This is a genomic window from Brumimicrobium sp. (assembly GCA_023957385.1).
In the GTDB taxonomy this organism is placed as follows: domain Bacteria; phylum Bacteroidota; class Bacteroidia; order Flavobacteriales_D; family Crocinitomicaceae; genus Brumimicrobium.
Map to the genome: position 1 here is coordinate 1,146,523 of JAMLGZ010000001.1, position 26,767 is coordinate 1,173,289.

At 35.2% G+C, this 26,767-nt stretch carries 23 protein-coding genes and 2 tRNA genes; 16 read left to right on the forward strand and 9 right to left on the reverse strand.

Annotated features, from left to right (window positions below):
* The first annotated feature begins 46 nt into the window (after nucleotides 1–46).
* Nucleotides 47–120, forward strand: a tRNA-Arg gene (locus M9897_05060).
* 171 nt (nucleotides 121–291) lie between these two features.
* On the opposite strand, the gene M9897_05065 is transcribed toward M9897_05060, so the two are convergent.
* Both M9897_05065 and M9897_05070 read right to left on the reverse strand, forming a co-directional pair.
* Entirely contained in the window at nucleotides 292–573 is a 282-nt protein-coding gene (locus tag M9897_05065) for a Txe/YoeB family addiction module toxin (GenBank protein ID MCO5268246.1), read from the reverse strand.
* Entirely contained in the window at nucleotides 558–770 is a 213-nt protein-coding gene (locus M9897_05070) for a hypothetical protein (protein ID MCO5268247.1), read from the reverse strand. The genes M9897_05065 and M9897_05070 overlap by 16 nt, the downstream gene beginning before the upstream one ends.
* Nucleotides 771–979: 209 nt before the next feature.
* Between M9897_05070 and M9897_05075 the strand changes: the two genes are divergently transcribed.
* From M9897_05075 to M9897_05130, 12 genes are all read left to right on the forward strand, one after another.
* Nucleotides 980–1,053, forward strand: a tRNA-Arg gene (locus M9897_05075).
* Between the two features lie 589 nt (nucleotides 1,054–1,642).
* Complete coding sequence (locus tag M9897_05080; GenBank protein MCO5268248.1) at nucleotides 1,643–2,074, forward strand: hypothetical protein; 432 nt, start codon at nucleotides 1,643–1,645, stop codon at nucleotides 2,072–2,074.
* Entirely contained in the window at nucleotides 2,061–2,969 is a 909-nt protein-coding gene (locus M9897_05085) for an IS3 family transposase (GenBank protein ID MCO5268249.1), read from the forward strand. The genes M9897_05080 and M9897_05085 overlap by 14 nt, the downstream gene beginning before the upstream one ends.
* A gap of 936 nt (nucleotides 2,970–3,905) precedes the next feature.
* On the forward strand, nucleotides 3,906–5,654 hold the full coding sequence (locus tag M9897_05090) for a putative porin (protein MCO5268250.1): 1,749 nt from the start codon (nucleotides 3,906–3,908) through the stop codon (nucleotides 5,652–5,654).
* Nucleotides 5,655–5,746: 92 nt separating this feature from the next.
* Nucleotides 5,747–7,483 carry a hypothetical protein gene (locus M9897_05095; GenBank protein ID MCO5268251.1) on the forward strand — a complete coding sequence of 579 codons (1,737 nt, stop codon included), beginning with the start codon at nucleotides 5,747–5,749 and terminating at the stop codon, nucleotides 7,481–7,483.
* Between the two features lie 61 nt (nucleotides 7,484–7,544).
* Entirely contained in the window at nucleotides 7,545–10,925 is a 3,381-nt protein-coding gene (locus M9897_05100) for a methylmalonyl-CoA mutase family protein (GenBank protein ID MCO5268252.1), read from the forward strand.
* 671 nt (nucleotides 10,926–11,596) lie between these two features.
* Entirely contained in the window at nucleotides 11,597–11,977 is a 381-nt protein-coding gene (locus M9897_05105) for a DUF805 domain-containing protein (protein ID MCO5268253.1), read from the forward strand.
* 162 nt (nucleotides 11,978–12,139) lie between these two features.
* On the forward strand, nucleotides 12,140–12,436 hold the full coding sequence (locus M9897_05110; protein MCO5268254.1) for a hypothetical protein: 297 nt from the start codon (nucleotides 12,140–12,142) through the stop codon (nucleotides 12,434–12,436).
* Nucleotides 12,437–12,438: 2 nt separating this feature from the next.
* Nucleotides 12,439–12,732: a cell division protein ZapA gene (locus M9897_05115; protein ID MCO5268255.1), complete on the forward strand. Its 294-nt coding sequence runs from the start codon at nucleotides 12,439–12,441 to the stop codon at nucleotides 12,730–12,732.
* A gap of 88 nt (nucleotides 12,733–12,820) precedes the next feature.
* Nucleotides 12,821–14,353, forward strand: a complete 1,533-nt coding sequence (rny, locus tag M9897_05120; GenBank protein ID MCO5268256.1) for a ribonuclease Y — start codon at nucleotides 12,821–12,823, stop codon at nucleotides 14,351–14,353.
* 25 nt (nucleotides 14,354–14,378) lie between these two features.
* Nucleotides 14,379–15,359 (forward strand): pyridoxal-phosphate dependent enzyme, encoded by a 981-nt coding sequence (locus M9897_05125; protein MCO5268257.1) that lies wholly within the window; start codon nucleotides 14,379–14,381, stop codon nucleotides 15,357–15,359.
* Nucleotides 15,360–15,371: 12 nt separating this feature from the next.
* Nucleotides 15,372–16,157: a helical backbone metal receptor gene (locus M9897_05130; GenBank protein ID MCO5268258.1), complete on the forward strand. Its 786-nt coding sequence runs from the start codon at nucleotides 15,372–15,374 to the stop codon at nucleotides 16,155–16,157.
* Nucleotide 16,158: 1 nt separating this feature from the next.
* Here M9897_05130 and M9897_05135 read toward each other — a convergent pair whose 3' ends face one another.
* Nucleotides 16,159–17,472 carry a hypothetical protein gene (locus M9897_05135; protein ID MCO5268259.1) on the reverse strand — a complete coding sequence of 438 codons (1,314 nt, stop codon included), beginning with the start codon at nucleotides 17,470–17,472 and terminating at the stop codon, nucleotides 16,159–16,161.
* A 127-nt stretch (nucleotides 17,473–17,599) separates the two neighbouring features.
* Between M9897_05135 and M9897_05140 the strand changes: the two genes are divergently transcribed.
* Nucleotides 17,600–18,157 (forward strand): 1-acyl-sn-glycerol-3-phosphate acyltransferase, encoded by a 558-nt coding sequence (locus tag M9897_05140; GenBank protein MCO5268260.1) that lies wholly within the window; start codon nucleotides 17,600–17,602, stop codon nucleotides 18,155–18,157.
* Nucleotides 18,158–18,160: 3 nt separating this feature from the next.
* Here the strand turns inward: M9897_05140 and porQ are convergent, their stop codons facing one another.
* The 3 genes from porQ to M9897_05155 form a co-directional block, all read right to left on the reverse strand.
* Nucleotides 18,161–19,201 (reverse strand): type IX secretion system protein PorQ, encoded by a 1,041-nt coding sequence (gene porQ / locus M9897_05145; GenBank protein MCO5268261.1) that lies wholly within the window; start codon nucleotides 19,199–19,201, stop codon nucleotides 18,161–18,163.
* A 175-nt stretch (nucleotides 19,202–19,376) separates the two neighbouring features.
* A complete protein-coding gene (locus M9897_05150) occupies nucleotides 19,377–19,871 on the reverse strand; it encodes a metallophosphatase family protein (GenBank protein MCO5268262.1) in 495 nt (164 codons plus the stop codon).
* Between the two features lie 64 nt (nucleotides 19,872–19,935).
* Nucleotides 19,936–20,502, reverse strand: coding sequence for a chalcone isomerase family protein (locus M9897_05155; protein MCO5268263.1), 567 nt, complete (start codon nucleotides 20,500–20,502; stop codon nucleotides 19,936–19,938).
* Nucleotides 20,503–20,675: 173 nt separating this feature from the next.
* On the opposite strand from M9897_05155, the gene M9897_05160 reads away from it, so the two are divergent.
* Nucleotides 20,676–21,482 carry a choice-of-anchor J domain-containing protein gene (locus M9897_05160; GenBank protein MCO5268264.1) on the forward strand — a complete coding sequence of 269 codons (807 nt, stop codon included), beginning with the start codon at nucleotides 20,676–20,678 and terminating at the stop codon, nucleotides 21,480–21,482.
* A gap of 112 nt (nucleotides 21,483–21,594) precedes the next feature.
* On the opposite strand, the gene M9897_05165 is transcribed toward M9897_05160, so the two are convergent.
* The 3 genes from M9897_05165 to M9897_05175 form a co-directional block, all read right to left on the reverse strand.
* Nucleotides 21,595–22,230 carry an outer membrane lipoprotein carrier protein LolA gene (locus M9897_05165; GenBank protein MCO5268265.1) on the reverse strand — a complete coding sequence of 212 codons (636 nt, stop codon included), beginning with the start codon at nucleotides 22,228–22,230 and terminating at the stop codon, nucleotides 21,595–21,597.
* A gap of 94 nt (nucleotides 22,231–22,324) precedes the next feature.
* On the reverse strand, nucleotides 22,325–24,820 hold the full coding sequence (locus tag M9897_05170; protein ID MCO5268266.1) for a DNA translocase FtsK: 2,496 nt from the start codon (nucleotides 24,818–24,820) through the stop codon (nucleotides 22,325–22,327).
* 87 nt (nucleotides 24,821–24,907) lie between these two features.
* Nucleotides 24,908–25,543, reverse strand: a complete 636-nt coding sequence (locus M9897_05175) for a DUF4412 domain-containing protein (GenBank protein ID MCO5268267.1) — start codon at nucleotides 25,541–25,543, stop codon at nucleotides 24,908–24,910.
* A 259-nt stretch (nucleotides 25,544–25,802) separates the two neighbouring features.
* Between M9897_05175 and M9897_05180 the strand changes: the two genes are divergently transcribed.
* Nucleotides 25,803–26,759: an arginase gene (locus tag M9897_05180; GenBank protein MCO5268268.1), complete on the forward strand. Its 957-nt coding sequence runs from the start codon at nucleotides 25,803–25,805 to the stop codon at nucleotides 26,757–26,759.
* The last annotated feature ends 8 nt before the right edge of the window (nucleotides 26,760–26,767 follow it).

A 26,767-nucleotide genomic window follows, 5' to 3' on the forward strand; every position in this document is an offset into this window, starting at 1 on the left:
ATTTATTTCATCCCCTTTTTTATTCTAACTTGGGAAACCAAGGGATGGTCGCGTAGCTCAGCTGGATAGAGCAACTGCCTTCTAAGCAGTAGGTCACTGGTTCGAATCCAGTCGTGATCACAACAAATGAAAGCCTTTCATTCAGAAAGGCTTTTTTGTTTATAAATAAGTGATATTTCTAAAAAAAAACTAGTTATTCATTGATTACGGACTTCTCATAATCTGAAATCTGGAAACTTATTTAGTTGAATGCTGGTATTTTACTTTAGCTATTTAGTTCATTGATTATTGCTACTTGTCTAAATAATGTCCTATTGCAGAAAGAACTTCAACAGTTACAATTTTATCTTTTACTTCATAGATCATCCTGTCTTTATTGTTTATCCGTCTTGACCATTTGCCGGATAATTGATATTTCAAAGCTTCAGGTTGCCCAGTTCCAGTGTAAGGATGTTCTTTTAGTTCTTCTAATATTTTCTTAATTTTCTTTTCAGAAGATTTATTTCCTGACTTTTTATGTAAAGCAATATCTTTTAGAGCTTTTTCGGTTAATTCTACTATAAACTTTCCCATAGTTTGTCCACATCATTAACCCTATATCTTTTTTTACTCGAAACTGATTTATTTATCATTTTTACAAATTCTGGATTATAAGGACTTTCTTCACGAATAACCTGAACTCCAGGTTTATCGGAAAACATTTCTAATAAATCTTTAAGCATTTTTCCTGCTTTACTGTTTGAATTAATTTTTATTGTTATCGTTTCCATAATCCCAATCTTTATACAAAGATAACGTATTTTGATGAGAAAAGTTGTTATTGGAGGTTTACTAATTAATACCCCTTTTCTACAATGTAATATCCTCAACAAGGATATTTATATTCTTCTGAATAATTAAATATTTGCTATGTCTCGTTGTGCATTTAGCATAAAATATTGATTGTGGTATCGAGGAGTGACAAACAGTACCAAGGGATGGTCGCGTAGCTCAGCTGGATAGAGCAACTGCCTTCTAAGCAGTAGGTCACTGGTTCGAATCCAGTCGTGATCACAACAAATGAAAGCCTTTCATTCAGAAAGGCTTTTTTGTTTATAAATAAGTGATATTTCATGGTTGAAGAATAGATTCCGTTCGCTTCGCGTATGCTACAAACGATAATCATAGTTGAAGAATAGATTCCGTTCGCTTCGCGTATGCTACAAACGATAATCATGGTTGAAGAATAGATTCCGTTCGCTTTGTGTATGCTACAAACGATAATCATGGTTGAAGAATAGATTCCGTTCGCTTCGTGTATGCTACAAACGATAATCATGGTTGAAGAATAGATTCCGTTCGCTTCGCTCCGGAATGACACTTAATCCTTAAATAATAAGGGAGAGGGGGCGGCGAAGCCGCCCTCTCCCTCTGACTACCTTGACGGTTGTCATTCCGGAGCAAAGCGAACGGAATCTAAATCCCTTTTCCGTAACGGTGATTGAGAGCCTGCAGCGAACGGAATCTAAATCTCTTTTCCGTAATGGTGATTGAGAGCCGGTATCGAACGGAATCTAAATCCCTTTTCCGTAACGGTGATTGAGAGTCTGTGTCTTGTCCTGAAATAGGTTTACACATTTATTAACCATAAAAAGTGTAAACAATGCAAAAAAGTAAAGTCAATTTAGGACTAAAATCTTCGGGAGAATTTAATTTAGAAGAACGGAGGCAAATCATTGAAGAATATCTTCAATCAGATTGTACTAAAAGAGAAATCTGGTATAAATATACCGGTCAAGAACATGAAAAAGGTTATCTTTTAAATTGGATGCGTCAACTAGGTTACCAAGTTCCAGAGAAAAGAGTTAAATTTGTTTCGACTAAAACACTAGCTATGAGCAACAAAGCCAAAGAATCGGTAGAAGTAACTCAATTAAAGGAAAAAATTAAACAGCTAGAAAAGGCACTAGTCAGCTCTGAACTAAGAGCCACTGCGTATGAAACAATGATTGAAATTGCAGAAAAGGAGCTAAAAATAAGTATTAAAAAAAGTCCAATACCAAACAATCTTTACGATAAAAATGCGTCAACCTAAAATAGGATTAAGCAAATTATGCTGGTTGTTTGGTGTTACTCGTCAGGCATATTATCAGAGTTTTTATAGAGCAGAATTTCAAGAAATTGAACAAGCTTTAGTATTAAAAGAAGTCATTTCTATTAGAAATAATCATCCAAGAATAGGAACTAGGAATTTGTACATTATGTTGGAAAGTTTTCTGCTAGAGCACCAAATAAAAATGGGGAGAGATGCTTTGTTTGACTTGCTTTCCCTACATACTTTATTGATTAGAAGGAGAAAAAGAGTCATCAGAACAACCCAGTCTAATCACTGGATGAGAAAATACCCCAACTTAATAAGAGCATTTATTCCAACTGCTCCTAACCAGTTATGGGTAAGTGATATAACTTATTGGAAAACAGGATTTGGTGTTTTGTATATTTCTTTAATTACAGATGCTTTTAGTCATAAAATAATTGGTTATAACCTAGCTCAATCTCTTGAAGCCATTGAGAGTTTAAAGGCTCTTAAAATGGCATTAAAGCAGGATATATTGTCGCAAAATCTTATTCATCATTCTGACAGAGGGAGTCAGTATTGCAGCTATAAATATGTAAATCTCTTAAATAGTTATGATGTTCAAATAAGTATGACTGAATCTGGAGATCCGTTAGAAAATGCCGTTGCAGAAAGGGTTAATGGAATACTAAAAGAAGAATATTTAGAGTATTATAAAGTAAGAACTTTTAAGCAGGCTAAGGAGTTATTTGACAAGGTGGTTGTTCTGTATAATGAACATAGACCTCACATGAGTATTGGGAATCAAACTCCTAATAAGGTTCATTTAGGAGAGGTGGAAAAGGGCGAAAGGAAATGGAAAACATATTATAGAAAAGTAAATCAAGAACAAAAAAGTGAAGAGTGTGTATAGGTTTTTTTTAGGCATTAAGACCTCTAAAGTATTTAGAAAAGGGCTAACAAAAGTTAGCCCCATAACAAAGTTTAATACTTCGTCGGTCGTCGATTTATCCCTGATAAGTTGCTCCTCAGCAGAGCTTATTTCCGTTTCCATCGATAATGCAAAAATAAATAAAATGTAAATGAATTTTAGGATTAAAATAAAATGTAAATTTATAACAGGATTAAAGAGAAAAAGTGTAAACTTTTTTTAGGACGAGACACTGCATCGAACGGAATCTAAATCCCTTTTTGTAATTGTGTTTGAGAGTCTGCATCGAACGGAATCTAAATCCCTTTTCCGTAACGGTGGTTGAGAGTCTGCATCGAACGGAATCTAAATCCATTTTCATAACGGTGATTGAGAGCCGGTATCGAACGGAATCTAAATCCCTTTTCCGTAACGGTGATTGAGAGTCTGCATCGAATGGAATCTATTCAATAGCCATAACCGTTCTTTGTCTGGTCTGATTAAAATGCTTCCATTGTTTTGGAAGTCTATTCCTTGAAAAAAAACATCCACAAATTTTTTTTATTGCGAAATATATTCGTACATTTCTAACATCAAATAAGAACATACGGTGTTCATCTATTTGAAACCGATCATTCGGTTGCCCATGTAGCGTTGTTTGAAACTTAAAAATATTTATTTAGAGTGACACTTGATTTGTCTATGGCGAGCCTCCCTTCGTTCCTTCTACAGGAAAAAGGATAACCCAGAGGATTACAGAACCAAATAAGAAACTCTAGAAATGCTTAATCAGAGGTTTAAAATTTTTAGCTACATGGGTTTTTTTATGTTTCTGATTCTTTTCTCTTTATATTTTTTCCCAGAGGTGTGCCCAAGGATTCATTCTTAATTTGTAATATTGTCCTCCTAATTAGCGTTGATACTAATTTGAAATTGCACGTGGATTTAAGAAAATCAGTTGTACTCCTTTTGCTTTTGTTGCCTAATCTTTTGTGGGGACAAGAAAAATTCTTTTACCCTAGAGTAGATTCTATTACAATTGATTATCGCTCAGATAATCATTGGCTGGATTCAATTGACGCAGGTTTTATCGGTGATATAAATCTTCGTCCTGCCGCTGGATTTGAGCAGTTGATGGAGCATAATCTTGCAAAAAATATCTTCTCAAATACGGGTGGTTTAGCCTATCTATTTGAAAGTAAAAAAGTGATTCCAAAGTTTTCTGGACTTCCTTATGTGGGTTTCCAATATGCATTTGGCACCAAAGTAACGCAGGACCTAAAAGTTGAATATCAACAATTTTATCGCCCTCAAACGCATTTACATTTTATGTATAACCGCAGAACAAGTAATGGCCTGTTAAGAAATAGCGGCTATACCTTGAATGATTTAAGTTTGCTGTTTTATCATCAGAAGAAACGATATGCAACAAATGTTGATGCTTATTTTGGAGCGTATGATTATGCTGAAAATTTTGGAATTGCTACCGATACTCTTTTGCAAGATTTTGCGATAGAATTTACGCCTATTAATAATGAAACAGCCCAAACAAAAGTTAGAAAATTAGACGTAAAATGGGATAACTATTTTCGGATTATTGGAGATTCTTTAATCGGAACAGGATTGAAAACAAGACATCAATATACTTTGACAAATCGTAAGTTTGAAGACCAGATTTTCAATGACTCTCTCTATGATACCTTGTATATAGATACCCTTGCTACACGAGATCAATATCAAACAGGACGCATTTCAAATGGAGCTGGTTTTTATTTTAGTTCGCCTTATTTTCAGATTGATGCCACGATTAATCATTCCTACTGGAGAAATCAGAATTTAGGTGTAAATAGAGATACAAATGAGTTGTTTGTACATTCCAACCTTTCGGCAACTTTTAAAAACAAATTCTTCTTAGGAAATGAATTCTATTTCAATATACTTGGAGCTATTGGTGAAATCAAAGATTATGTGCGCTTAGATTACCGAATAGTAAAGAATCTTGATTTTCGAGGAAAAGTTAATTTTGAAAATGTTTATCCAGACCCTTATCAACGCTTTCATCAAGCCAATTATTACCAATGGGAAATTGATAAACTGAAAATGCAACAGAAATTACAAGTATCAGGTGGAATTAAGTACGGAGATACCAGTTTTGTGCAAGCCAATGTCTTATGGACCACTATAACAAATGGACGGTACTTTATTGGTAATCAGTGGCGACAAGATACGTTGGATGTAGTTAGTGTAGGTGCTATTCAAGTAAAAGGAGCTATAAGACTCAAGTGGTTCGCTTTTTACCCATCAATTACCTATCGTTTTGGTTCTGCTAATTTTGCTTATCAACCAGTATTTTCTACTATGAACCGTATTTCTTTCTCTTTTAAATTGTTTAAAGCCAAGAAACTAGGAATGGCTGTTGGAACGGATGTAGGCTATGAAACAGCATATCAATATATGGCATACAATAATGTGCTGGATGTGTATGCACCTCTCCAAAATGGAGCAAAAGCTGGAAATATGCTCAAATTGAATGCCTTCTTGGCTTTGTCTATCGATCAATTTCGATTTTTCGTAAAGGCTGAAAACCTTTCGTCACTGTGGAATGATGCTACTACACGCATAGATGTAAATTATCCCATAACGCCCATGATGATACGTATTGGAATTACGTGGGATTTCTTTAATTAATAAGGGTTAATCTCTTCACGTTCTTTGCAGTTAAATGAGTAGCATTTTAAATCATCTACCACTTAAATATTTATTTTTGTAAAAAACAGAATATGCAATTTACATTTGACATTCATAACGCCAACCAACAATATCTGCAAATCACTGCAAAGATTAAAGTAAGTAAAGCACAAACCCAATTATTCTTTCCTGCATGGCGACCAGGAAGGTATGAATTAGGAGATTTTGCAAAAAACGTCAACCATTTCCAGGTTTTAGATGAAAAGAAAAAGCCGTTAAGTTTTGAAAAGACGAGTAAAAATTCTTGGCTCATTCAAACGAAAGGAGTCAAAGAAATGACGGTGAAGTATAGCTATTATGCTGCCGATTTGAATGCAGGTTCCACCTATTTGGATGCTACTCAGTTATACGTAAACCCTGTGAATTGCTGTGTGTTTACCGATGAGACGTTTAATGATCCTATTACCGTTCAACTGAATATTCCTGACAATTGGAAGATTGCCCATTCTTTAAAAGGAAAAGGCAAAAAATTAGAAGCCAAACATTATGATGAACTGGCAGATTCTCCATTTATTTGTTCTGCTGATCTACAACATAATTCATATACTGTAGCAGGAACACAATTTCATGTATGGTTTAACGGTATCATAAAGCCCGACTGGAAGCGTTTACTCCAAGATTTTGAAGGATTTACCAAGGCGCAAATCGATAAATTTGGAGCATTTCCTAGCAAAGAATATCATTTCTTGTTTCAGATTTTACCCATAAATGCCTATCATGGCGTGGAGCATTCTAAATCGACTGTTATAGCGTTTGGACCAAGTTACTCTGTGTTTGAAGAGAATTATAAGGAATTGTTAGGCGTAAGTTCGCACGAATTATATCATACATGGAATATCAAGGCTATTCGTCCGAAAGAAATGTTTCCGTATGACTTTAAAAAGGAGAATTATTCTCGTTTGGGTTACATCGCAGAAGGAGTAACAACCTATATGGGCGATTTAATGCTCTTAAAAGGAGGCGTGTTTACCATCGCCCAATACCTATATGAAATGGATGCACAATTGCAAAAGCATTTTGACAATTTTGGAAGATTGAATTATAGCGTAGCTGAGTCTTCTTTTGATACATGGTTAGATGGCTACGTGCCTGGAGCACCGGGAAGAAAAGTGTCTATTTATACCGAAGGATGTTTACTCGCTTTTATAGCAGATGTTTACATTATGAAGCAATCCAAAAACAAATACTCCTTGGATACTTTGATGCGTGTAATGTATGAGAAATACGCTTTAAAAGGAAAGGGAATTACTGAAAAAGACTACCAAAAAGAGATGGAGAAATTAACAGGCACATCTATGCAGTGGTATTTTGATGATTATGTCAATGGCACTAAAAGTTACCGCGAAATCTTGTTAACTAGCTTTGATTATTTAGGTTTAACGATGAGTGAGTTTCCTTTGAAAAGTGAGTTCGCAAGCTATTACGGTGGAAAATTAAGTGAAAATACCCACCCATTTATCACAGCTATTTATCCAGATAGTCCTTTAGATTTATCAGGAGCGATGTTGGGTGACCAAATCGTTGCAATCAATGGAATCGCAGTGAATAATAATGTAGATCGTTGGTTGAGATATTTTGGAAAAGGGAAAATCAAATTGACAGTTCTTCGAAAAGGAGTTACACTAAGTCTGAACATGACTACTTCCAACAAAAAGGATCAAACAAAAGATGTTTATTATCAAGGTTATAGCGTAACTATGAAACCCGAACTTACCCAAGAAGAGAGGGATGCACTTCAAGTATGGGTAGTAGCATCTGATTGTAAATAACTTATTGAGTAAATCCACGAATAAAAATCATTATATTTGCACCCATTCATTTTGAAAGATTATGGAGAAAATAGAGCCTTATAAACCCACTAACCACATACGAATTGTAACCGCAGCGTCCTTATTTGACGGACACGATGCAGCCATTAATATCATGCGTCGTATTATTCAAGCCTCTGGTTGTGAAGTGATTCACTTAGGTCACGACAGAAGTGTTGAAGAGGTTGTAAACTGTGCCATTCAAGAAGATGTGCAAGCAATTGCTATGACTTCTTATCAAGGCGGACATACAGAATATTTAAAATATATGTATGACCTTTTACAAGAGAAAGGTGCGCCACAAATCAAGATATTTGCAGGAGGTGGGGGAACTATTTTACCCAGTGAAATTGAAGAATTAGAAGCCTATGGAATAGCTCGTATCTACCATCCGGATGATGGAAGATCTATGGGTTTACAAGGAATGATTAATGACTTGATGGAGAAATCAGATTTTCCAGTAGGAAAAGATGTGACCATTGATCCACAAATATTAGTCAATAAAAATGAAACGGATGTTGCACGAGTGATCTCAGCAGCTGAAAATTTCCCAGAAGAATCTAAAAGTCTTTTGGAGGAAATACATGAATTAGCGAATAAATCTAAAACTCCTGTGCTTGGTATTACAGGAACAGGAGGAGCTGGAAAATCTTCCTTAGTAGATGAATTGGTGCGTCGTTTTCTAACAGATTTCGATACGAAAAAAATTGCAATTATTTCGGTGGATCCTTCTAAGAGAAAAACAGGAGGAGCTTTGCTAGGAGATAGAATCCGTATGAATTCTATTGCAAACGACCGTGTATTTATGCGTTCTTTAGCTACTCGTCAGGCTAATCTTTCCCTTTCAAAATATGTAGGAGAATCAGTAGCTGTATTAAAAGCAGCTCAGTACGATTTGATTATCTTAGAAACTTCAGGGATTGGTCAATCGGATACTGAAATCACCAGTTACTCAGATTTGAGTTTATATGTCATGACTCCAGAATATGGGGCTGCTACTCAGTTAGAGAAAATTGACATGTTGGATTTTGCCGATGTGATTGCTTTAAATAAATTCGATAAACGAGGTGCCTTAGATGCCTTGAGAGATGTGCGTAAGCAATACCAGCGTAATCACACTTTATTTGATGAACCAGTGGATAGTATGCCTGTTTTTGGAACGATTGCTTCTCAGTTTAACGACCCGGGAATGAATCAATTGTACAAGGTAATTATCAATAAAGTACATGAGAAAACGGGAGCTGATTTAGTTTCTACTTATCACATCACCGATGAAATGTCGGAAAAGGTATATGTTATCCCGCCAGAAAGAACACGTTATTTGTCAGAAATCTCTGAAAACAATAGAAATTACGACAAATGGGTGAATAAACAAGTGGAGGTAGCTCATAAACTTTTCGGTTTACAGAAATCAATAGATACGATTCAAGCAAGTGAAACAGCAGGTAAAGATGAGTTAGTAGCAAGCTTGATTCAAGTGTTTGAAAAAACCAAAATGGACTTAGATCCGCACAACTGGGAAGCACTTCAAAATTGGGACGCAAAAGTAAAGTGTTATAAAGATCCAGAATTCATATTTAAAGTACGAGATAAAGAAATTAAAATACAAACCCATTCGGAATCGCTTTCTCATTTGCAAATTCCTAAGATAGCACTGCCAAAATATAGTTCTTGGGGTGATATCTTAAAATGGATTTTACAAGAAAACGTACCGGGAGAGTTCCCATATACTGCTGGACTTTTCCCATTCAAGCGTGAAGGAGAAGATCCAACGCGTATGTTTGCCGGAGAAGGGGGTCCAGAAAGAACCAATAAGCGTTTCCACTACGTAAGTTTGGGAATGCCAGCCAAACGACTTTCTACAGCCTTTGACTCGGTTACTTTATATGGTCACGACCCAGCTTATAGACCTGATATTTATGGAAAAGTAGGAAATTCAGGAGTATCTATTTGTTGTTTAGATGATGCTAAAAAACTCTATTCAGGGTTTGATTTGAGCGATCCTAAAACTTCGGTTTCTATGACAATTAATGGTCCTGCGCCTATGATGTTAGGATTCTTTATGAATGCTGCCATTGACCAAAATTGTGAGAAATATATCAAAGCAAATGGAATGGAGGCTGAGGTCAAGGCTAAGATTAAGTCCATTTACCAAGCGAAAGGTCAAGAAGTTCCTACTTACAATGGAGATTTACCAGAAGGAAACGATGGTTTAGGTTTGATGTTGTTAGGTGTTACCGGAGACCAGGTATTACCAGCTGATGTTTACGGACAAATCAAAAAAGACACTTTAGCGACAGTCAGAGGAACCGTACAAGCTGATATTTTGAAAGAAGACCAGGCACAAAACACCTGTATTTTCTCTACTGAATTTGCTTTGCGTTTAATGGGGGACGTGCAAGAATATTTCATTCAAAACAAAGTAAGAAATTTCTACTCTGTTTCTATTTCAGGTTACCACATCGCAGAAGCAGGAGCAAATCCAATTACACAGTTGGCATTGACGCTCTCCAATGGTTTTACCTATGTTGAATACTATTTAAGTAAAGGAATGGATATCAATGAATTTGGTCCGAATTTATCCTTTTTCTTCTCCAATGGAATTGACCCAGAGTATGCGGTTATTGGTCGAGTAGCTCGTAGAATTTGGGCAAAAGCAATGCGTGAGAAATACGGAGCAAATGCACGTTCACAGATGTTAAAATATCACATTCAAACCTCTGGACGTTCACTCCATGCACAAGAAATTGATTTCAACGATATTCGTACTACTTTACAAGCCTTGTATGCGATTTACGACAACTGTAACTCATTACATACCAATGCTTATGACGAGGCGATTACAACGCCAACCGAAGAGTCTGTACGTAGAGCTATGGCAATTCAGTTGATTATTAATAGAGAATTAGGTTTAGCTAAAAACGAAAATCCAATTCAAGGAGCTTTTATCATCGAAGAATTAACAGATTTAGTAGAAGAAGCAGTTTTAGCAGAATTTGATCGCATCAACGAAAGAGGAGGTGTATTGGGAGCTATGGAAACCATGTACCAGCGTTCTAAGATTCAAGAAGAATCCTTGTATTATGAGCGTTTAAAGCATACAGGTGAATTTCCGATAATCGGGGTGAATACCTTTAAGAGTTCCAAAGGTTCTCCTACCATTATCCCGAAAGAAGTCATTCGAGCAACCACAGAAGAAAAAGAATTCCAGATACATACAGTCACTCAATTGAAAGAGCGTTACTCAGAAGAATCTCAGCAATGGTTGAAAAAATTAAAGGAGACTGCTATTCACAATAAAAACATGTTTGAGACTCTGATGGAAGCTACAAAGTATTGTTCTATTGGAGATATTACCACTGCCTTTTTTGAGGTTGGAGGTCAGTACAGAAGGAATATGTAGAAGAGGAGTCAATTTCCAAAGTAAAGAAGTTGAGGAACAGATTGCGTTCGCTTTGTAAGGATCCCAAATAACGATTGAAGTAAGAGCAAAGCCTCGTTCGCTGCGCGTATGCTCAAACGATAAACATGGGAGAAGAATAGATTCCGTTTGCTGCGCGTATGCTCAAATGATAAACATGGGAGAAGAATAGATTCCGTTCGCTCCGCGTATACTCAAACGATAACCATGGGAGAAGAATAGATTCCGTTCGCTACGCGTATGCTCAAATGATAAACATGGGAGAAGAATAGATTCCGTTCGCTTTGCTCCAGAATGACACTTAATCTTTAAATAATAAGGGAGAGGGGGCGGCGAAGCCGCCCCCTCTCCCTCTGACTACCTTGACGGTTGTCATTCCGGAGCAAAGCGAACGGAATCTAAATCCCTTTTTGTAATGGTGGTTGTTAGTCCTTAGCGAACGGAATCTGCATCCTTTCTATTTCGGCGATTGTTAGTCCGTAGCGAACGGAATCTGCATCCTTTCTATAACGGTGATAGACATGGTAAATGTTTCAGAGATAGACTAAAAAAAACATCAAATGTTAGTTTTTAAATATTATTTTTTTATATTAGTCCTGAAAAGGAGGAATCTGAAAATCCTTAAGAGTAAGAACTAACTAAAACTATAACTTATGGAATGGTATTTAAAAGTATTGAAGCAATACGCTGTATTTGAGGGTAGAGCGCGTAGAAAAGAATTCTGGATGTTCTTTTTATTTAATTTAATTTTTTCAACAATAGCTGCTGTTTTGGATAAGGTTTTACACCTAGAAATCACAGAAACTTCTGGGGTAATTCAAACACTTTATGGGCTTGCTGTTTTAATACCAGGTTTAGCTGTATTGATTCGAAGATTACATGATATTGGAAACAGCGGTTGGTGGTTTTTTATCGCGTTTATTCCAGTCATTGGTGCGATTTGGTTAATTGTCTTACTTGCAAAAGATAGCGTGCCTGGAGCCAATGAATACGGGGCTAATCCTAAGGAAGATAACGCCAACGTAGATTTTTAAGATTTACTTTTGTAAAGAATTGATAAAAGCCATGAATTTCATGGCTTTTTTTATTGGTCAGACAACCCCATTCACTCATTATTTAACATCATTTAAAAAACTTTCCATTCTCCATTCTTCACTTTCAACTATTTTACCTATCTTTGTACACATTGTAATTTTATGGAAGAAGTACAACAAGTCATATCACAAATTCAGTTGAAAATAAGTAAGATGCAGGATTCTATGTCACAAGTTAAGACAGAGAATGAAGCGTTAAAATCTGAAGTTCAATTACTTAATGATAAGTTGGTTCAACGTGTAAAAGAGGCAGAAGACTTCCAAGAAAAGTACAATGAATTAGTGCGTCAACAAGTATCAAAACCAGTTGGAGATTCTATTTTCCCAATTGATAGAGATGCTGAAATTGACGCTTTAGTGAGGGAAATTGATGATTGCATAAGCAGATTGAAAGCGTAAAAATGGGTAAAGTATCAATTAAAATCGTAATAGCCGGAAGGAGTTATCCTCTTACAGTAAATGAAGATGAAGAAGTTTTGGTGCAGAAGGCGGTGAATGATATTAATAGCAACATTCAGAAACTTCAAGAAAATTATGCAGTAAAGGATATGCAGGATTTATTAGCAATGACTTCTTTGCAATTGGCAACGCGTTCAAATAATACTAAGACTTCTGTAACTACAGTTGCGGGAGGTTTAGATAAAGCGGATGTTTTAAAAGCATTACAGAATTTGTCTGAGAGTTTAGATTCATAAAATAGATTAGGCTGCATAGGTGATTGTGTTCCCCACTTTTTAAAGGATTCCCCCTTTAAGAATGTGGGATTTTTAATTTTAAAAAGTAATGGAAATAATTATTGGATTAACAATTGGACTAGTAGGAGGAGCGGTTGCCGTATTTGTGATACAGTCCGTCCTTCTGAAAAAAAGAAGAGAACAAATTCTAAAAGAAGCTGAAGTAGAAGGAGAAACTATAAAGAAAGATAAAATCCTTCAGGCAAAAGAAAAGTTCTTGAATTTAAAGGATGAACATGAAAAATCAATTAAAGAAAGAGAGCGTAAACTCCAATCTACCGAAGATAGAGCGAGAAGTAAAGAGCAAATGCTTTCTAAAAAAATTGAAGAAGTAAGTCGTAAGGAGAAGGTAATTGAACATAAGGTGACTGAGTTGGAGCAACAAATTCAGATAAATCATACCAAGCAAGAAGAACTTGATAGATTAAATGAAAAGCGTATTGAGGAACTTTCTGCTCTCTCAGGAATGAATCAAGAAGATGCTAAGAAGCAACTTATGGAAGCTTTAAAAGATGAAGCTAGAACAGATGCTATGGCATATATTAAAGAGATTGTAGATGAAGCGAAACTCAATGCAAATAGAGAGGCAAAAAAGATTATTATCCAATCCATTCAACGTGTTGCGCATGAACAAGCAATTGAGAATGCGGTAACTGTTTTTAATATTGAGTCAGATGAAGTAAAAGGACGAATCATTGGACGTGAAGGAAGAAATATTCGTGCCTTAGAAGCAGCAACAGGAGTTGAAATTATAGTAGATGATACCCCGGAAGCCATCTTATTATCTTGCTTTGATCCAATTAGAAGAGAAATCGCGCGTCTGGCTTTACATCAATTGATTACAGATGGACGTATTCACCCGGCTCGAATCGAAGAAGTTGTAGCCAAAACTACTAAATCACTTGAAGAAGAGATTGTTGAAACGGGAAGAAGAACATGTATAGATTTAGGTATTCACGGGTTGCACCCTGATTTAATTCGCATGGTAGGTAGAATGAAATACCGCTCTTCTTATGGACAAAACTTATTACAGCACAGTAGAGAAACTGCGAATATTAGTGCTATTCTAGCGTCTGAGTTAGGATTGAATGTAAAAGCCGCTAAGAGAGCTGGTTTACTGCACGATATTGGTAAAGTTCCAGAAGATGAACCAGAATTACCACACGCAATTTTGGGTATGAAGATGGCAGAAAAATTTGGTGAAAAACCAGATATCTGTAATGCCATTGGTGCCCACCACGATGAGATTGAAATGGAAACCTTAATTGCTCCGATTGTTCAAGTTGCGGATGCGATTTCTGGGGCTAGACCAGGGGCTCGTCGTGAGGTGGTAGAGGCATACATCAATCGTATTAAAGAATTGGAAAGAACCGCTCTTTCTTATGACGGTGTTGTGAAAGCTTATGCCATCCAAGCGGGTAGAGAATTACGTGTTTTAGTAGAAAGTGAAAAAGTTTCTGATGCAAGAGCAGATGAACTTTCATTCTTAATTTCTCAAAAAATACAAACAGAAATGACCTACCCTGGACAAGTTAAGATAACCTTAATTCGTGAGAAACGTTCTGTAAATTACGCAAAATAAATCTCCATCAATTTTAAAAATAGAAATGAAAGTTTGTAATAACATTTTAGAGACCATCGGGAATACTCCCTTAGTAAGATTAAACAAAATTACTGAAGATATTGAAGCAACTGTATTAGCAAAGGTAGAAACCTTTAATCCGGGAAATTCAGTAAAGGATAGAATGGCCCTCAAAATGATTGAGGATGCAGAAAAGGCTGGAAAGATTAAACCAGGGGGAACTATTATTGAAGGTACTTCTGGAAATACAGGTATGGGATTAGCCTTAGCTTGTATCATCAAAGGATATAAATTAATTTGCGTATTAAGTGATAAACAAAGCAAGGAAAAGATGGATATCTTACGTGCAGTTGGAGCTGAGGTCGTAGTTTGTCCAACAGCTGTTGCACCTGATGATCCTCGTTCTTATTACTCCACCTCTAAAAGACTCGCTCAAGAGACTCCGAATTCATGGTACGTAAATCAATACGATAATTTATCAAACCGCGAGGCACATTATGAATCTACTGCCCCTGAGATTTGGGAGCAAACTGATGGAAAGATTACACACTTTGTGGTAGGTGTTGGAACAGGAGGTACTATTTCTGGAATAGGAAAATATCTGAAAGAGAAAAACCCAGATATCAAGATACTAGGTATTGATACGTACGGTTCAGTATTTAAGAAATATCACGAAACAGGAATCTTTGATGAAAATGAGATTTATCCTTATATCACGGAAGGAATTGGAGAAGATATCTTGCCTCAGAATGTTGATTTTGGCGTAATCGATCATTTCGAAAAGGTAACGGATAAAGATGCCGCTATTTATACACGAAAAATCGCACGTGAAGAAGGAATTTTTGTTGGGAATTCTGCAGGTGCTGCCATTAAAGGATTACTACAGATGAAACACATGTTCAAAAAAGGAGATGTTGTGGTAGTTCTCTTTCACGATCATGGAAGTCGCTACGTTGGAAAGTTCTTTAATGATGATTGGATGCGTGAAAAAGGATTCCTAGAATAGAATTTCTCTTCCATGCTTTTTCAGGATCAAATAGGTAATACGATTGAAATCAATCACCCACCTCAACGTATTATATCCTTGGTGCCATCTCAAACGGAATTACTTTATCATTTAGGATTGGGAGATAGCGTAGTGGGTATTACGAAATTCTGCATACATCCTGAAGAATGGTTTCGCTCCAAAGAAAGGGTAGGAGGTCCTAAGCAACTTGATATTGAAAAAATCAGACGATTAAATCCCGATCTAATTATAGCCAACAAAGAAGAAAATATTCAAGAACAAATAGAAGTTGTAAGTGAATTTTGTCCAGTTTGGATTTCAGATATTTACACTTTGGAGGATAGTTTACAAATGATTCAGAAAATTGGTGCAATATGCGGAGTTTCCCAAAAATCCGATGAAATTAATCTGAAAATTAAACAGAATTTTTTAAAACTGAAACCCATAAAATACTCTTTATCCGTATTATATCTAATATGGAAAGATCCATTTATGGCAGTGGCAAGCAATACTTTTATTCATCATATTATCGAAGAACATCTGGGACTTCAAAACTGTATGCGTGAAGAAGAAAGATATCCTGTTTTGGATGAGTCTAATTTACCCCAACCGGATATTGTGTTTTTGAGTACTGAGCCATATCCATTTAAGGAAAAGCACATTGCAGAAGTACAAGCGTTTTTTCCAAAAGCAAAAATTAGGATAGTGGATGGAGAATATTTTACATGGTATGGTTCTCGACTAATAGACACCCCCAATTATTTAGAAACGGTAAAGAAAATGCTTGCTTTAGTGTAATTTATTCAACTAAATTGAGGATTAATTTAAGCATTTCAATCGTCATTAATTTATGATCTTTTAATGTGAGTTTCCCCTTAAAGGATATTGTTTCGTGATTTGGTTTAGCTTCGAAATCTAAATCTTCTACTTGATTTAAGAATGTTTTGGAGGATTTAACTTGTGGAATAATATTAATAAAACGCGCGATTAATCCTTTTCCTTCAATATTTAAAATAACAGATGGCTCTCCTTGTATCTTAAATAATCGTTGTACCTCTTCTTGTTTAATTTGAGGGGCTTGAGTTACTCCAATATATACTTCTGTATTTGATAGTTGTTTGTAGTAAAAGTATGTATTCCCCATTTGAAGTTTTCCACTTTCAGAATATGTGATAGTTGGAACGTATTTCACTAAAGTATCTATTTGAGATTTTATATCCAATGAGTCTTTAAAATTTAGAATAGCATCAAATTGTGGAATAAATGTGGCATTTCCTTCTATGTTTTCAACGGCTACACCATAAAATTGTATATTCCCAGTAGTAGCCTTTGGTAGTTGTAATCCTATTTCATACAATATAGCATGAATATCTTGATATAAATCATCTGAAATTTCTCCAAATTCAATTTTAAGTAATTGGGATGAAGGAGAACTATCCATGACGTGGTAAAGTGTATTTTGTGAATTATTAATTATTTTATCGCCTTCTCCCTGAATGAACATGTTCTCATTTTTAATTTCAATATGTAAATTGATATTATATTTATTATTAGCTCCTTTATAGGATACATGTACAAGATGATTGTCTTTAAAGACTTCTCCTTTCTGTAAATGATTGTTTAAAATATTTTCGGCAAATTGAGTGTATATTTCTGTATTTGCAGGGTTATCCGTCAATAAAAGTATTCCTATTTCTCCATTGGTTGCTTTAATATAATAAGGTCCATGATTGTAATTTATAAAAGCATTTTTATCTCTTAACTTGAAAAGAAATCCTTGGAATTGAATATTATCTTGTGTCTTAACAAAATAAACAACATCTTTTCTCCAATCTATTCCAATAGAACCAATGTTGTCCATGTTTCCTCTATTTTCAAGAAAAACTAATTCATCACTATTAAAATCAGATTTATAGATGATATCTTCAAACATTTGTTTAATGAGGTTTTCCGTTTTTATATTGACAACCAGATCGGTATCAGGGGGAAGTAAACTAGCTAATGAAGAATCATCTTTCTTATATATAAATAGAAGAACAGCTGTAATCATCCAGAAGAATAAAAGCATGATGATTAGCTTTAGTATATTGTAGTTCTTCGTTTTTTTATCCACAGGCTAAGCTTTCGTTGTTAGTGAAATAAAATTATAGTGTATTCGTTTGAGTAAAAGTAAACAATAATTTTAATATTTGCACTTGCGAATTTGATTTTTACAATCATTTAAAAGGAATACTGCTGAAATGGGAAAATTTCTAATGTTTGTTTTAAAACTTTTTGGATGGAGGATAGATGAACATAGTCCAGAAGGTGTTAAGAAGGCAATTGTGGCGATGGGTCCACATACAAGTAACTTGGATTTTATATTAGGTAAAATAGCTTTTATGTCGTACGGAGTAAAAGCACGTTTTTTAATTAAAAAGGAAGCATTTATCCCTCCTTTTGGTTGGTTGTTAAAGGCTTTGGGTGGAGTTCCTGTTTCTCGAGATAAGCATAATCACTTTACGGATCAGGCAGTGAAGTATTTTGAAGAATCTGAATCCATGTATTTGGTATTTACTCCTGAAGGTACCCGTAAATATAATCCCAATTGGAAAAAAGGTTTTTACTATATTGCTATTAAGGCTCAAGTTCCTATCTATATAGGTTATTTGGATTACAAAAATAAAACAGGAGGTTTTTTAGAATTATTTCTCCCTACAGGAGATATTGAAAAAGACATTGCATATATCAAAGAAAAACTAAGTCAGTTTCAAGGTAAATATCCAAAACAGGGTATTCGTAAGGTAGAAGATGAATAAGGTCTATTTTGCACCTTTTCTCCAAGTATTAATATTGCCACGTATGGTAAGTAGGTTGTGATAGCCAGCCGTTGAGTAGGCATAGAATCCGTAGTCAATTGCAAATCGCTTAAAATTTAAACCAGCCCCGAAGGAGAAACCACCAATCCCAGGTCTGTTTTGGACTAACATTTCCATGCGTTGATTATAGTCAAATGCCACTCGAATACGCACAATCTTTCCAATAAGTGATTCTACTTGGAATATAAAATGGCGGCCTAATTTTTCACCAAATCCTGCACGTTTCACTGGAATGATGGCACCAGTTAATGGGTCTAATGTAGGCATTGCTTTGGGGTCGTTGTAGGATAAATCCCATTTATTAAGTCGTTGAGCAATGATAGAGAATCGGAAAGGTGCGTGACCTAGTCGATGAGAAAATCCTATCATTGGCTCTATAGCTAGCGGAGCTCTTTGTTTAGGAAGATAAGACTTGATTTGGGCGCCAATATTTCGGACAACGGCTGTAACGACTGTTCTTTCATCTGTACTTCGATACATTCCAGCAATATCGGCTGAGATACCAAAAGAGCCGTATGATTCGAGTTGCGACCAAATAATATTGAAAGAAGCACCAATAGACAAATTGGAATTAATAATTCTTCCCATACTTGCGCCCAACACAAAATCTCCTGCGGAAAAAGTTCCTAATTCTTGCCCAAACTCATCCATGCGATTCATTTTGCCATAAGCAACATAGCGTAAGTGAATAGCTCCTGTCCCTATATTAGCGAAGTCTTTTGCATAAGCTAGCATACCGTGATTGATACCACTGGCAAGTAAGGCTTGACTAATGCCAACAGAATTATCCATACTTGGGTTTAACGCTGCGGGATTCTGAATCCCCATGTGTAAATCATCATCAAAAATGGTAATTAGCTTTCTACCAAGAGATCCCGTTCTGGCATCGTATGGCAAGTCTAAGAAAGGAAAAGCATTCTTTCCTCCGGTCTGTGCTACCAAGGTAATTGGGATAAGAAGTATAAAAATGACTAATTGTTTCATCCGAGATTTAACTAACGCCCGAATTTACAAAAAATTATATATGTAGATGAAGGAGTATAAACATTATTCTTCAAAAGGGGAAAAAAGATAAAGAATGGGTTTAGTTTGGGAATAATTTCCAGTAAATTTATTCATAAGGATACGCTATTTCGCTATGTTCCATGGAAACTCCCTTTTATCTCTTTTTAATTTCTATGATTTCCATATTCTCGACATTTCCTTTGTTTAGTTCAAAGCGAAGTAAAGTTTTTACGGAATGAAATCCATGATTACCACAAGCGCCTGGGTTGAGCCATAGCATCTGAAAACGTGGATCGAATTTGATAAGGAGTATATGTGAATGACCGCAAACCAACACTTTAGGAACGCCATTCTTTTTAAGTTCATCTATCAGAGGTTTAGAATATTTCCCTGGTTTCCCTGCAATATGTGTAAGTAAAATCGAAACTCCTTCTCGTTCGATACGCAAAAATTCTGGGAAATAATACTTTACATCTTGCGTATCTATATTACCATATACACCAATGGTAGGTTTAAATTTTTGCAGTTCTTCTATTATTTTTACATCTCCTACATCTCCAGCATGCCAGATTTCATCCACGTCTTTAAAATATTCAAAAACTTTTGGATCTAAAAAGCTGTGTGTATCCGAGAGTAAACCAATTTTCATAAAGCAATAGTCAATAAAAAAACTCCTATTTTCATAGGAGCTTTTTTGATGTAATATATATTCCTTAGTTTCCTAACATTCCTTTTTTAACGTCAGCATCAGCAGGTGTTTTTCCTAACCAAATACCAAAAAGAGCTTTCTTGAATTCAAGTCCTTTTACGCTTCCAAGGTGTTTTCTATTTTTCCATACTTCGATTCCAGAATCTGGTTTGTATGCTAATAGAATATTGTCACCGTCCTTAAATTCTTCAGAGAAATAACCCATTAATTGATCAATTTCAGCTTTAGATGCTTTTCCTTCAGAAGAAGTAGCAAAACCTTCAGTTACAGTTTCTATAAATTTCTCTCTAGTTACCATACTAGAAGTGATAATTAATCGTACCGCACAGAAACCATCTTCATCAATTGCTTTTTGTGCATTATTGGTTTTAGCTGGTAAGTACAAGCCAATAGAATATAATTTAAAGAAGTATTTTTTACGGATGGCTCCACCATTATAAACGGCTTTTTGACCGTATAGCGTCACATCATCATCGAATGTTACCGTTCCTACTTTGTGGGTTGTTTGTGCTTGCGTTTCTAGTATAAATAATAAACTTAGTAGCACAGTTAAAATCATTTTCATTTTCATAATTATTCTTTTTTAATAAATGATATAGTGTTTATACAATTCTTATTCCAAAGATATAAATAATATTGAAAGCATACTTTATTTTAAGAAATGAATTGAGATAGTTAGGTATGAAAGGATGTTTCAAAAAAAACACTAAATTTGTTGCTCAATCATATATAGAAAATCCTCGGATGAAAAGAGTAATAGTTTTTGCTTCTTTAATAATAAGCAGTTTAGCGTTTGGGCAAGTAAGCATTTTAGAAGAAAATTTTGATGGTACAGAAATTCCATCTTCATGGAAGGTAATTAATCAGGATGGATTTACAGTCGCCAATGATGTGCAAGAATATGCAGAAGCATGGATTATCAAAGAAGATCCATTTGATGCTACAAATGGAACCGCTTCAAGTACATCTTATTTCTCACCTTCTAATAGAGCTAGTCGTTGGTTAATTACACCACAGATAACCTTAGGAGCTGAATCTAACTATATTTCTTGGCAAGGGATGTCGTTTGATCCTTCTTTCCCTGATTCGTATAAAGTGTTGGTTTCAACTAATGGAAATGATATTGCTGACTTTACAGATACCTTAGTATTGGTTATAAATGAAACACCAGAGTGGAGTAAACACACAGAATTATTAGATGATTATGCAGGTCAATCTATTTACCTTGCTTTTGTTAATAATACCTACGATGGATTTAAATTATTCCTTGATAGCATCTATGTTCGTGAACAAGACCCTTTAGCTGTTAGTAAGCATGCATTAGATGCGCAAGTTTATCCCAATCCATTTATGAATCAATTATCTATACATACTGGGAATGCTCTAATGCAGACTGTTTCAATTGTAAATATGTTGGGAGAAGTAGTCTATCAGCAAGAAACAACAGGATTTCAAGTTACTATACCTTCAGAAAATTTTAAAAGCGGAATCTATTTTCTATCTATTCAAACCACACAAGGAGAAATTAGAAAGAAGGTGATAAAGAACTAAATTCTCTAAATAAAATACTTCTCGTCACTATTTGTTGAATTTATAATAGAATAAACATAAAAAAACTGCAATCCATGGATTGCAGTTTTTTTATATTTTCATTGCTTTTTTACTAATCTTTCACTAATTGATAACCTGGGAAGTTTTGTGGATTATACACAAACTTTGCATCTTCAACAGCTTTGTTTTTCTCCAATTTAGTAATGGTATATTTCATGATTCCACCATCTTTTGTTTTTAGAATCCCTTGGTATAATTCATTAGAGTCAGATGTCACATAGAGCGTAATGGTATGGTAATTTACTTCACCTGGTTTGATTGGGAATAAACTAATCTGGTGTACTTTTTTTCCATCAATTGTAGTTTCTTTTTCATATTTACTTTTGAAACCACTCTCCCAGATAGTCATAATCTTTTTAGGAGTCAGTGCGTCATCGTTAGAATCCACATCTGCTTGATAAGTTACCTTTTCATCTTTTACAACAGTCCACACTTTTAATCCATTGCAAATAAGTATATTCTTCCCAAAAGAAGTATAATATTTATTTCCTTTCACAAAACCAGTTCCTTTATCATTAGATTTCTCTCCTGTTGCTGGGTTGGAAATATCCATGTTAAACTCAATGTAGAACGAGTTTAGAGCTTTAACGTCAGCTGAAATTTTGTTTAAAATATCTTGTGCTTTCTTGTCGTTCTGTGCGAATAATGTAGTGGACATCAATAAAAGTCCGAAGATTAAATATTTCATTTTTAAAATTTTTATTCTGAATTACCAGAAATTGTGCCAAATATACAGACTTTTCAGCGATAGCAAAAGAAAGAAATTAAAATGTTATTTTTTTTTAGTCATCCAATAATCCTTTTTCACGTAGGTACTCGTTCAATCCTTCTATATTACCAAACTGCACATCTCGTGCTTTACTTCCTCGGAAAGGACCAACTACGCCATGCGCTTCTAATTGGTCTATTAATCTTCCAGCCCTGTTATATCCTAATTTTAGCTTTCGTTGTAATAAACTAGCAGAACCTTGCTGATGGATAACAACAATTTGAGCTGCTTCCACAAATTTATCATCCACTCCATCCTCAGGATCATAATCACTTCCTTCGCCTTCTTCTCCTCCAGTATATTCTGGTAAAAGTAAAGCGCTTGGATATCCCCTCTGATCTCCAATGAAGTTACAGATATCTTCCACTTCAGGAGTATCTACAAATCCACATTGTAAACGTATCATGTCGTTTCCGGTAGAGATTAGCATATCTCCTTTACCGATGAGTTGGTCGGCACCCGCACTATCTAAAATGGTACGTGAGTCAATCTTGGATAATACACGGAATGCGATACGAGCTGGGAAGTTGGCTTTTATCATACCTGTTATTACGTTTACGGAAGGACGCTGAGTAGCAACAATTAAGTGAATACCAATAGCTCGGGCTAGTTGTGCCAAACGGGCAATAGGGTGTTCCACCTCTTTCCCTGCTGTCATGATTAAGTCGGCAAACTCATCAATAACTACAACAATGTATGGTAAATAATGGTGTCCGTGATTTGGATTAAGTTTGCGTGCAATAAATTTCTCGTTGTATTCTATAATATTTCGAGTTTGTGCTTCCTTTAATAATCCATATCTCTCATCCATTTCGATACAAAGTGAGTTGAGCGTATTAACAACCTTAGATGTGTCGGTAATAATCGCCTCGTCAGAATCTGGGAGTTTTGCTAAAAAGTGACGTTCTATTTTATTGTAAAGCGTCAATTCCACCTTTTTGGGGTCAATCAAGACAAATTTTAGCTGAGAAGGATGCTTTTTGTAAAGGAGAGAAACCAGAATAGCATTTAAACCTACTGATTTACCTTGACCTGTAGCTCCTGCTACCAAGAGGTGAGGTGTTTTTGCTAAATCAAAAGCATACGTTTCGTTGGTTATAGTCTTTCCTAATACAACTGGTAGTTCAAATTTTGCATTTTGAAATTTTTCTGAAGCAATCAAAGAACGCATGCTTACCATTTCAGGCGAACTGTTAGGAACTTCAATACCAATAGTTCCCTTTCCAGGAATTGGGGCAATGATACGGATACCTAGTGCGGAAAGACTTAAAGCGATATCGTCTTCTAAGTTTTTGATTTTAGATATGCGGACACCTGGCGCGGGTACGATCTCGTAAAGTGTTACGGTTGGACCAATAGTGGCTTTAATTTTAGCTATTTCAATCTTGTAATTAGAAAGAGTTTCTACAATCTTGTTTTTATTTTCTTCCAATTCTTCCTTGGTTACGCCACTGTGATTACTCTCAAATTTTTTCAATAAGTCAATAGGGGGGAGCACATAATTTGAAAGTTCTAAGGTAGGGTCAAATGGACCAAAGTTATCTACCATTTCATTGAGATCGTTTTCGGATAATTCCTTCTCATTTTCAGCAATTTCAACAGAGAATTCTTCGTCATTAAAATCATTAATATCGATAGACTGAGGAAGTGTTTCTTCAGTTTCATCTTCTTCCAAATCTTCATCTTCGTCCTCATCTTCGTTTGGAAGTGTATTGTCTTTAAAAACAACTTCGAAATCCTCGTCTTCTTCTTCATCTTCATCCGGCTCATCCTCAGAGATATCATCTTCCATAAATTCTTCCTCAATTAACGTGTTTCCAGCTATGTCAACTTCAGGATCTTCTTCGACATCGTTGTTTCTATTAAATAATCGTTGAAAAAGAGCTTTAAAATCTGGGTTGAATAGGACTACCGTTATAATAGCAAAAGTGACTAATAATAGTAAGATAGCTCCAAATAGGCCGAAAATCGAAGAGAGCCAAATTTTTGTTCCGTATCCAAAAGTTCCTCCTAGAAAATTAATATTAGAAGAAACTAACCCTAATACAGAAGATGTCCAGATAATTGCAATAGCCGATATAATATATGTTCTTCGCAGCGGAAAGAGTCGAATATTTAGTAGAAAACGAACACCAGTGATAAAAAATAAAAAGCAAAAGGCAAAGGAAGGTAGCCCAAACCATTTGTACATAAAAACATGCGCTGACCAAGCACCTAGTTTACCAAGCCAATTAGCTACTTCGATATCTGGATTACTAAACAAGAATTCGCTTGCGGAGGTAGAGAGAATAAGATCTTGATCTGTCTTCCAGCTAAAAAGATAGGATATAAAAGAAATGAAGAGGTAGATAGAAAGCAAAAGTAATACAAGTCCAGTGATTGATTTTGTTTTTCTTCTGTCAATTTTCTCTAAAAAGGAAGCGAAAGAAGAAACCTTTTTTTCTCCTTTTTTCTTTTCTTCTTTTTCTTGAGGTTCGTCCTTCTGTTTTAATATATTCCCTTTAGCCATACTATTTCGCTCTACTATATTTTACGAAGATAACTATTGAGAAGGTCTATTTTTTGAAAATTTGAGAATGCTATCCACAATAAATTGTTAGTCTTTTATCATTTCGATAAATTCATCGAGAGAGACTATCTTATATTCGCTTGGAATTCCGAATAAATCGTGGTTTAGAGCTTTCTTTTCCAGTGACACAAGTTGATAATTCACCCAAATTCCTTCTACATATAAATAGTAATTAACGGGTAGTCCAGGAATACCTTTTATGGCGGTACTGTATTTAGGTGAAATATCTTTGTAATAATTCATTATAAAGGTAGTGTCGTATTCATTGTCTTTCACTTTAATATTGTTGGAAATAATGTTGGCAAAATCTCTCTTACCAGGAGCAAATGAGAATTTGTAGCGATGATCATCTAGAGTAGTGTCTGGGATAGTTTGGATTGCAACTTTTTGAAAACCTAAGTCCATAAGAATATATGCTCTATTTTTAGGAATGTGTTTGATGTAGATTTGCTTGCCAATAGGAGTATAACTCTCAATACGAAGCATGTTATTCTGCGCATATACAACTTGGTAATTGATGCTGTCAGACGAATCTGGAGTATTGGCATTGGAGTGAATCATATATACGAATTTCCCTTCAAAGTCAGCTGTATTGATTTTAGGTAATGAGCAACTATAAAGGAATACTAACGAAATAACTATAAGGAACAATGCCTTTTTCATATTCTATATTAAAAGAAAATGCTAATGTAGAAAGAATTTTTTATTTATAAAGTTCCATTGAGTATTTGGGTCGATCTTGGTCATACTCATATTAATTAACTGTATTAGTCATCTACCACTTTCATTCTCACAATGATATTATTTATTGAGTATCCGTAGGAATCATAGAATAACCATTAGAGTTGTTGACAATCGTTCGAAATTTTAATTTTATTTAACTGATTTTGTTAATTTTGTAGCACTAAAAAAAAATAAAACGATGGCGAAGGCTATAACATACATTATTAACGATTCAGAAATTTCAGCAGGTACACGTGGAACGAGTTTGGGACCTGGAGCACTTCGAGTGGTAGATGACACATTAAAGAATTATCTTTTTTCCAAATACCCGATTCATTATATAAAAACGCTCAATTACTATCTAGATTCTCCGACACCTTATAAATTTGCTAAAAGAATTGATGGACTGGTAAAACTATATAAATTCATTGCAGATTCAGTTTGTAAAGAACGTCAGGAAAAGGAGTTTTTAATTATTATGGCAGGAGACCATGGTTCTGCGGGAGGTACTTTAGCAGGGTTGAAAATGGCAAATCCTTCTAATAGAATTGGTGTTCTTTGGATTGATGCGCATGCAGATATGCATTCCCCTTACACGACACCTTCGGGAAATATGCATGGAATGCCCTTGGCAACAGCATTAAATAAAGATAATTTGGAATGTCAACGAAATGAGTTGTCAGAGGATGTAATTCAAATGTGGAATAAGCTAAAAAATATGGGAGGCATTGCTCCAAAGGTACTCCCACAAGATTTAGGCTGTATTGCTTTTCGTGATATGGAAGAGGAGGAAATTAAATTAATGGAGCGCGAAAATATTCCAAATATTACAGTTGATGAATTGCGAAAAATAGGTATAGATAAAGTAATTGAAAGACTCGAAGAAAAATATAAAGATTGCGACGAAATCTATGTTTCTTTTGATGTAGATTCTATGGATCCAGATATCGTTTCTCATGGCACAGGAACTCCTGTTGAACATGGTATTACTCCTGAAGAAGCGAGTGTATTACTAAAACATTTTGCCAAACATCCGAAAGTTAAGTGTATCGAATTTGTCGAAATCAATCCTTGCTTAGATGAAAAGATAAATAGAATGGCTGAGGTGACTTATAAATTAATTAAAGAAGTTGTAGAAACAGTAGAACAAAAATAGGAAAACAC

Bases quoted from the DNA above. Each gene is read 5' to 3' on its own strand.
- M9897_05065 (MCO5268246.1), bottom strand. From the start codon at position 573: ATGGGAAAGTTTATAGTAGAATTAACCGAAAAAGCTCTAAAAGATATT.
- M9897_05070 (MCO5268247.1), bottom strand. From the start codon at position 770: ATGGAAACGATAACAATAAAAATTAATTCAAACAGTAAAGCAGGAAAA.
- M9897_05080 (MCO5268248.1), top strand. From the start codon at position 1,643: ATGCAAAAAAGTAAAGTCAATTTAGGACTAAAATCTTCGGGAGAATTT.
- M9897_05085 (MCO5268249.1), top strand. From the start codon at position 2,061: ATGCGTCAACCTAAAATAGGATTAAGCAAATTATGCTGGTTGTTTGGT.
- M9897_05095 (MCO5268251.1), top strand. From the start codon at position 5,747: ATGCAATTTACATTTGACATTCATAACGCCAACCAACAATATCTGCAA.
- M9897_05100 (MCO5268252.1), top strand. From the start codon at position 7,545: ATGGAGAAAATAGAGCCTTATAAACCCACTAACCACATACGAATTGTA.
- M9897_05105 (MCO5268253.1), top strand. From the start codon at position 11,597: ATGGAATGGTATTTAAAAGTATTGAAGCAATACGCTGTATTTGAGGGT.
- M9897_05110 (MCO5268254.1), top strand. From the start codon at position 12,140: ATGGAAGAAGTACAACAAGTCATATCACAAATTCAGTTGAAAATAAGT.
- M9897_05115 (MCO5268255.1), top strand. From the start codon at position 12,439: ATGGGTAAAGTATCAATTAAAATCGTAATAGCCGGAAGGAGTTATCCT.
- rny (MCO5268256.1), top strand. From the start codon at position 12,821: ATGGAAATAATTATTGGATTAACAATTGGACTAGTAGGAGGAGCGGTT.
- M9897_05125 (MCO5268257.1), top strand. From the start codon at position 14,379: ATGAAAGTTTGTAATAACATTTTAGAGACCATCGGGAATACTCCCTTA.
- M9897_05130 (MCO5268258.1), top strand. From the start codon at position 15,372: ATGCTTTTTCAGGATCAAATAGGTAATACGATTGAAATCAATCACCCA.
- M9897_05140 (MCO5268260.1), top strand. From the start codon at position 17,600: ATGGGAAAATTTCTAATGTTTGTTTTAAAACTTTTTGGATGGAGGATA.
- porQ (MCO5268261.1), bottom strand. From the start codon at position 19,201: ATGAAACAATTAGTCATTTTTATACTTCTTATCCCAATTACCTTGGTA.
- M9897_05150 (MCO5268262.1), bottom strand. From the start codon at position 19,871: ATGAAAATTGGTTTACTCTCGGATACACACAGCTTTTTAGATCCAAAA.
- M9897_05155 (MCO5268263.1), bottom strand. From the start codon at position 20,502: ATGAAAATGAAAATGATTTTAACTGTGCTACTAAGTTTATTATTTATA.
- M9897_05160 (MCO5268264.1), top strand. From the start codon at position 20,676: ATGAAAAGAGTAATAGTTTTTGCTTCTTTAATAATAAGCAGTTTAGCG.
- M9897_05165 (MCO5268265.1), bottom strand. From the start codon at position 22,230: ATGAAATATTTAATCTTCGGACTTTTATTGATGTCCACTACATTATTC.
- M9897_05170 (MCO5268266.1), bottom strand. From the start codon at position 24,820: ATGGCTAAAGGGAATATATTAAAACAGAAGGACGAACCTCAAGAAAAA.
- M9897_05175 (MCO5268267.1), bottom strand. From the start codon at position 25,543: ATGAAAAAGGCATTGTTCCTTATAGTTATTTCGTTAGTATTCCTTTAT.
- M9897_05180 (MCO5268268.1), top strand. From the start codon at position 25,803: ATGGCGAAGGCTATAACATACATTATTAACGATTCAGAAATTTCAGCA.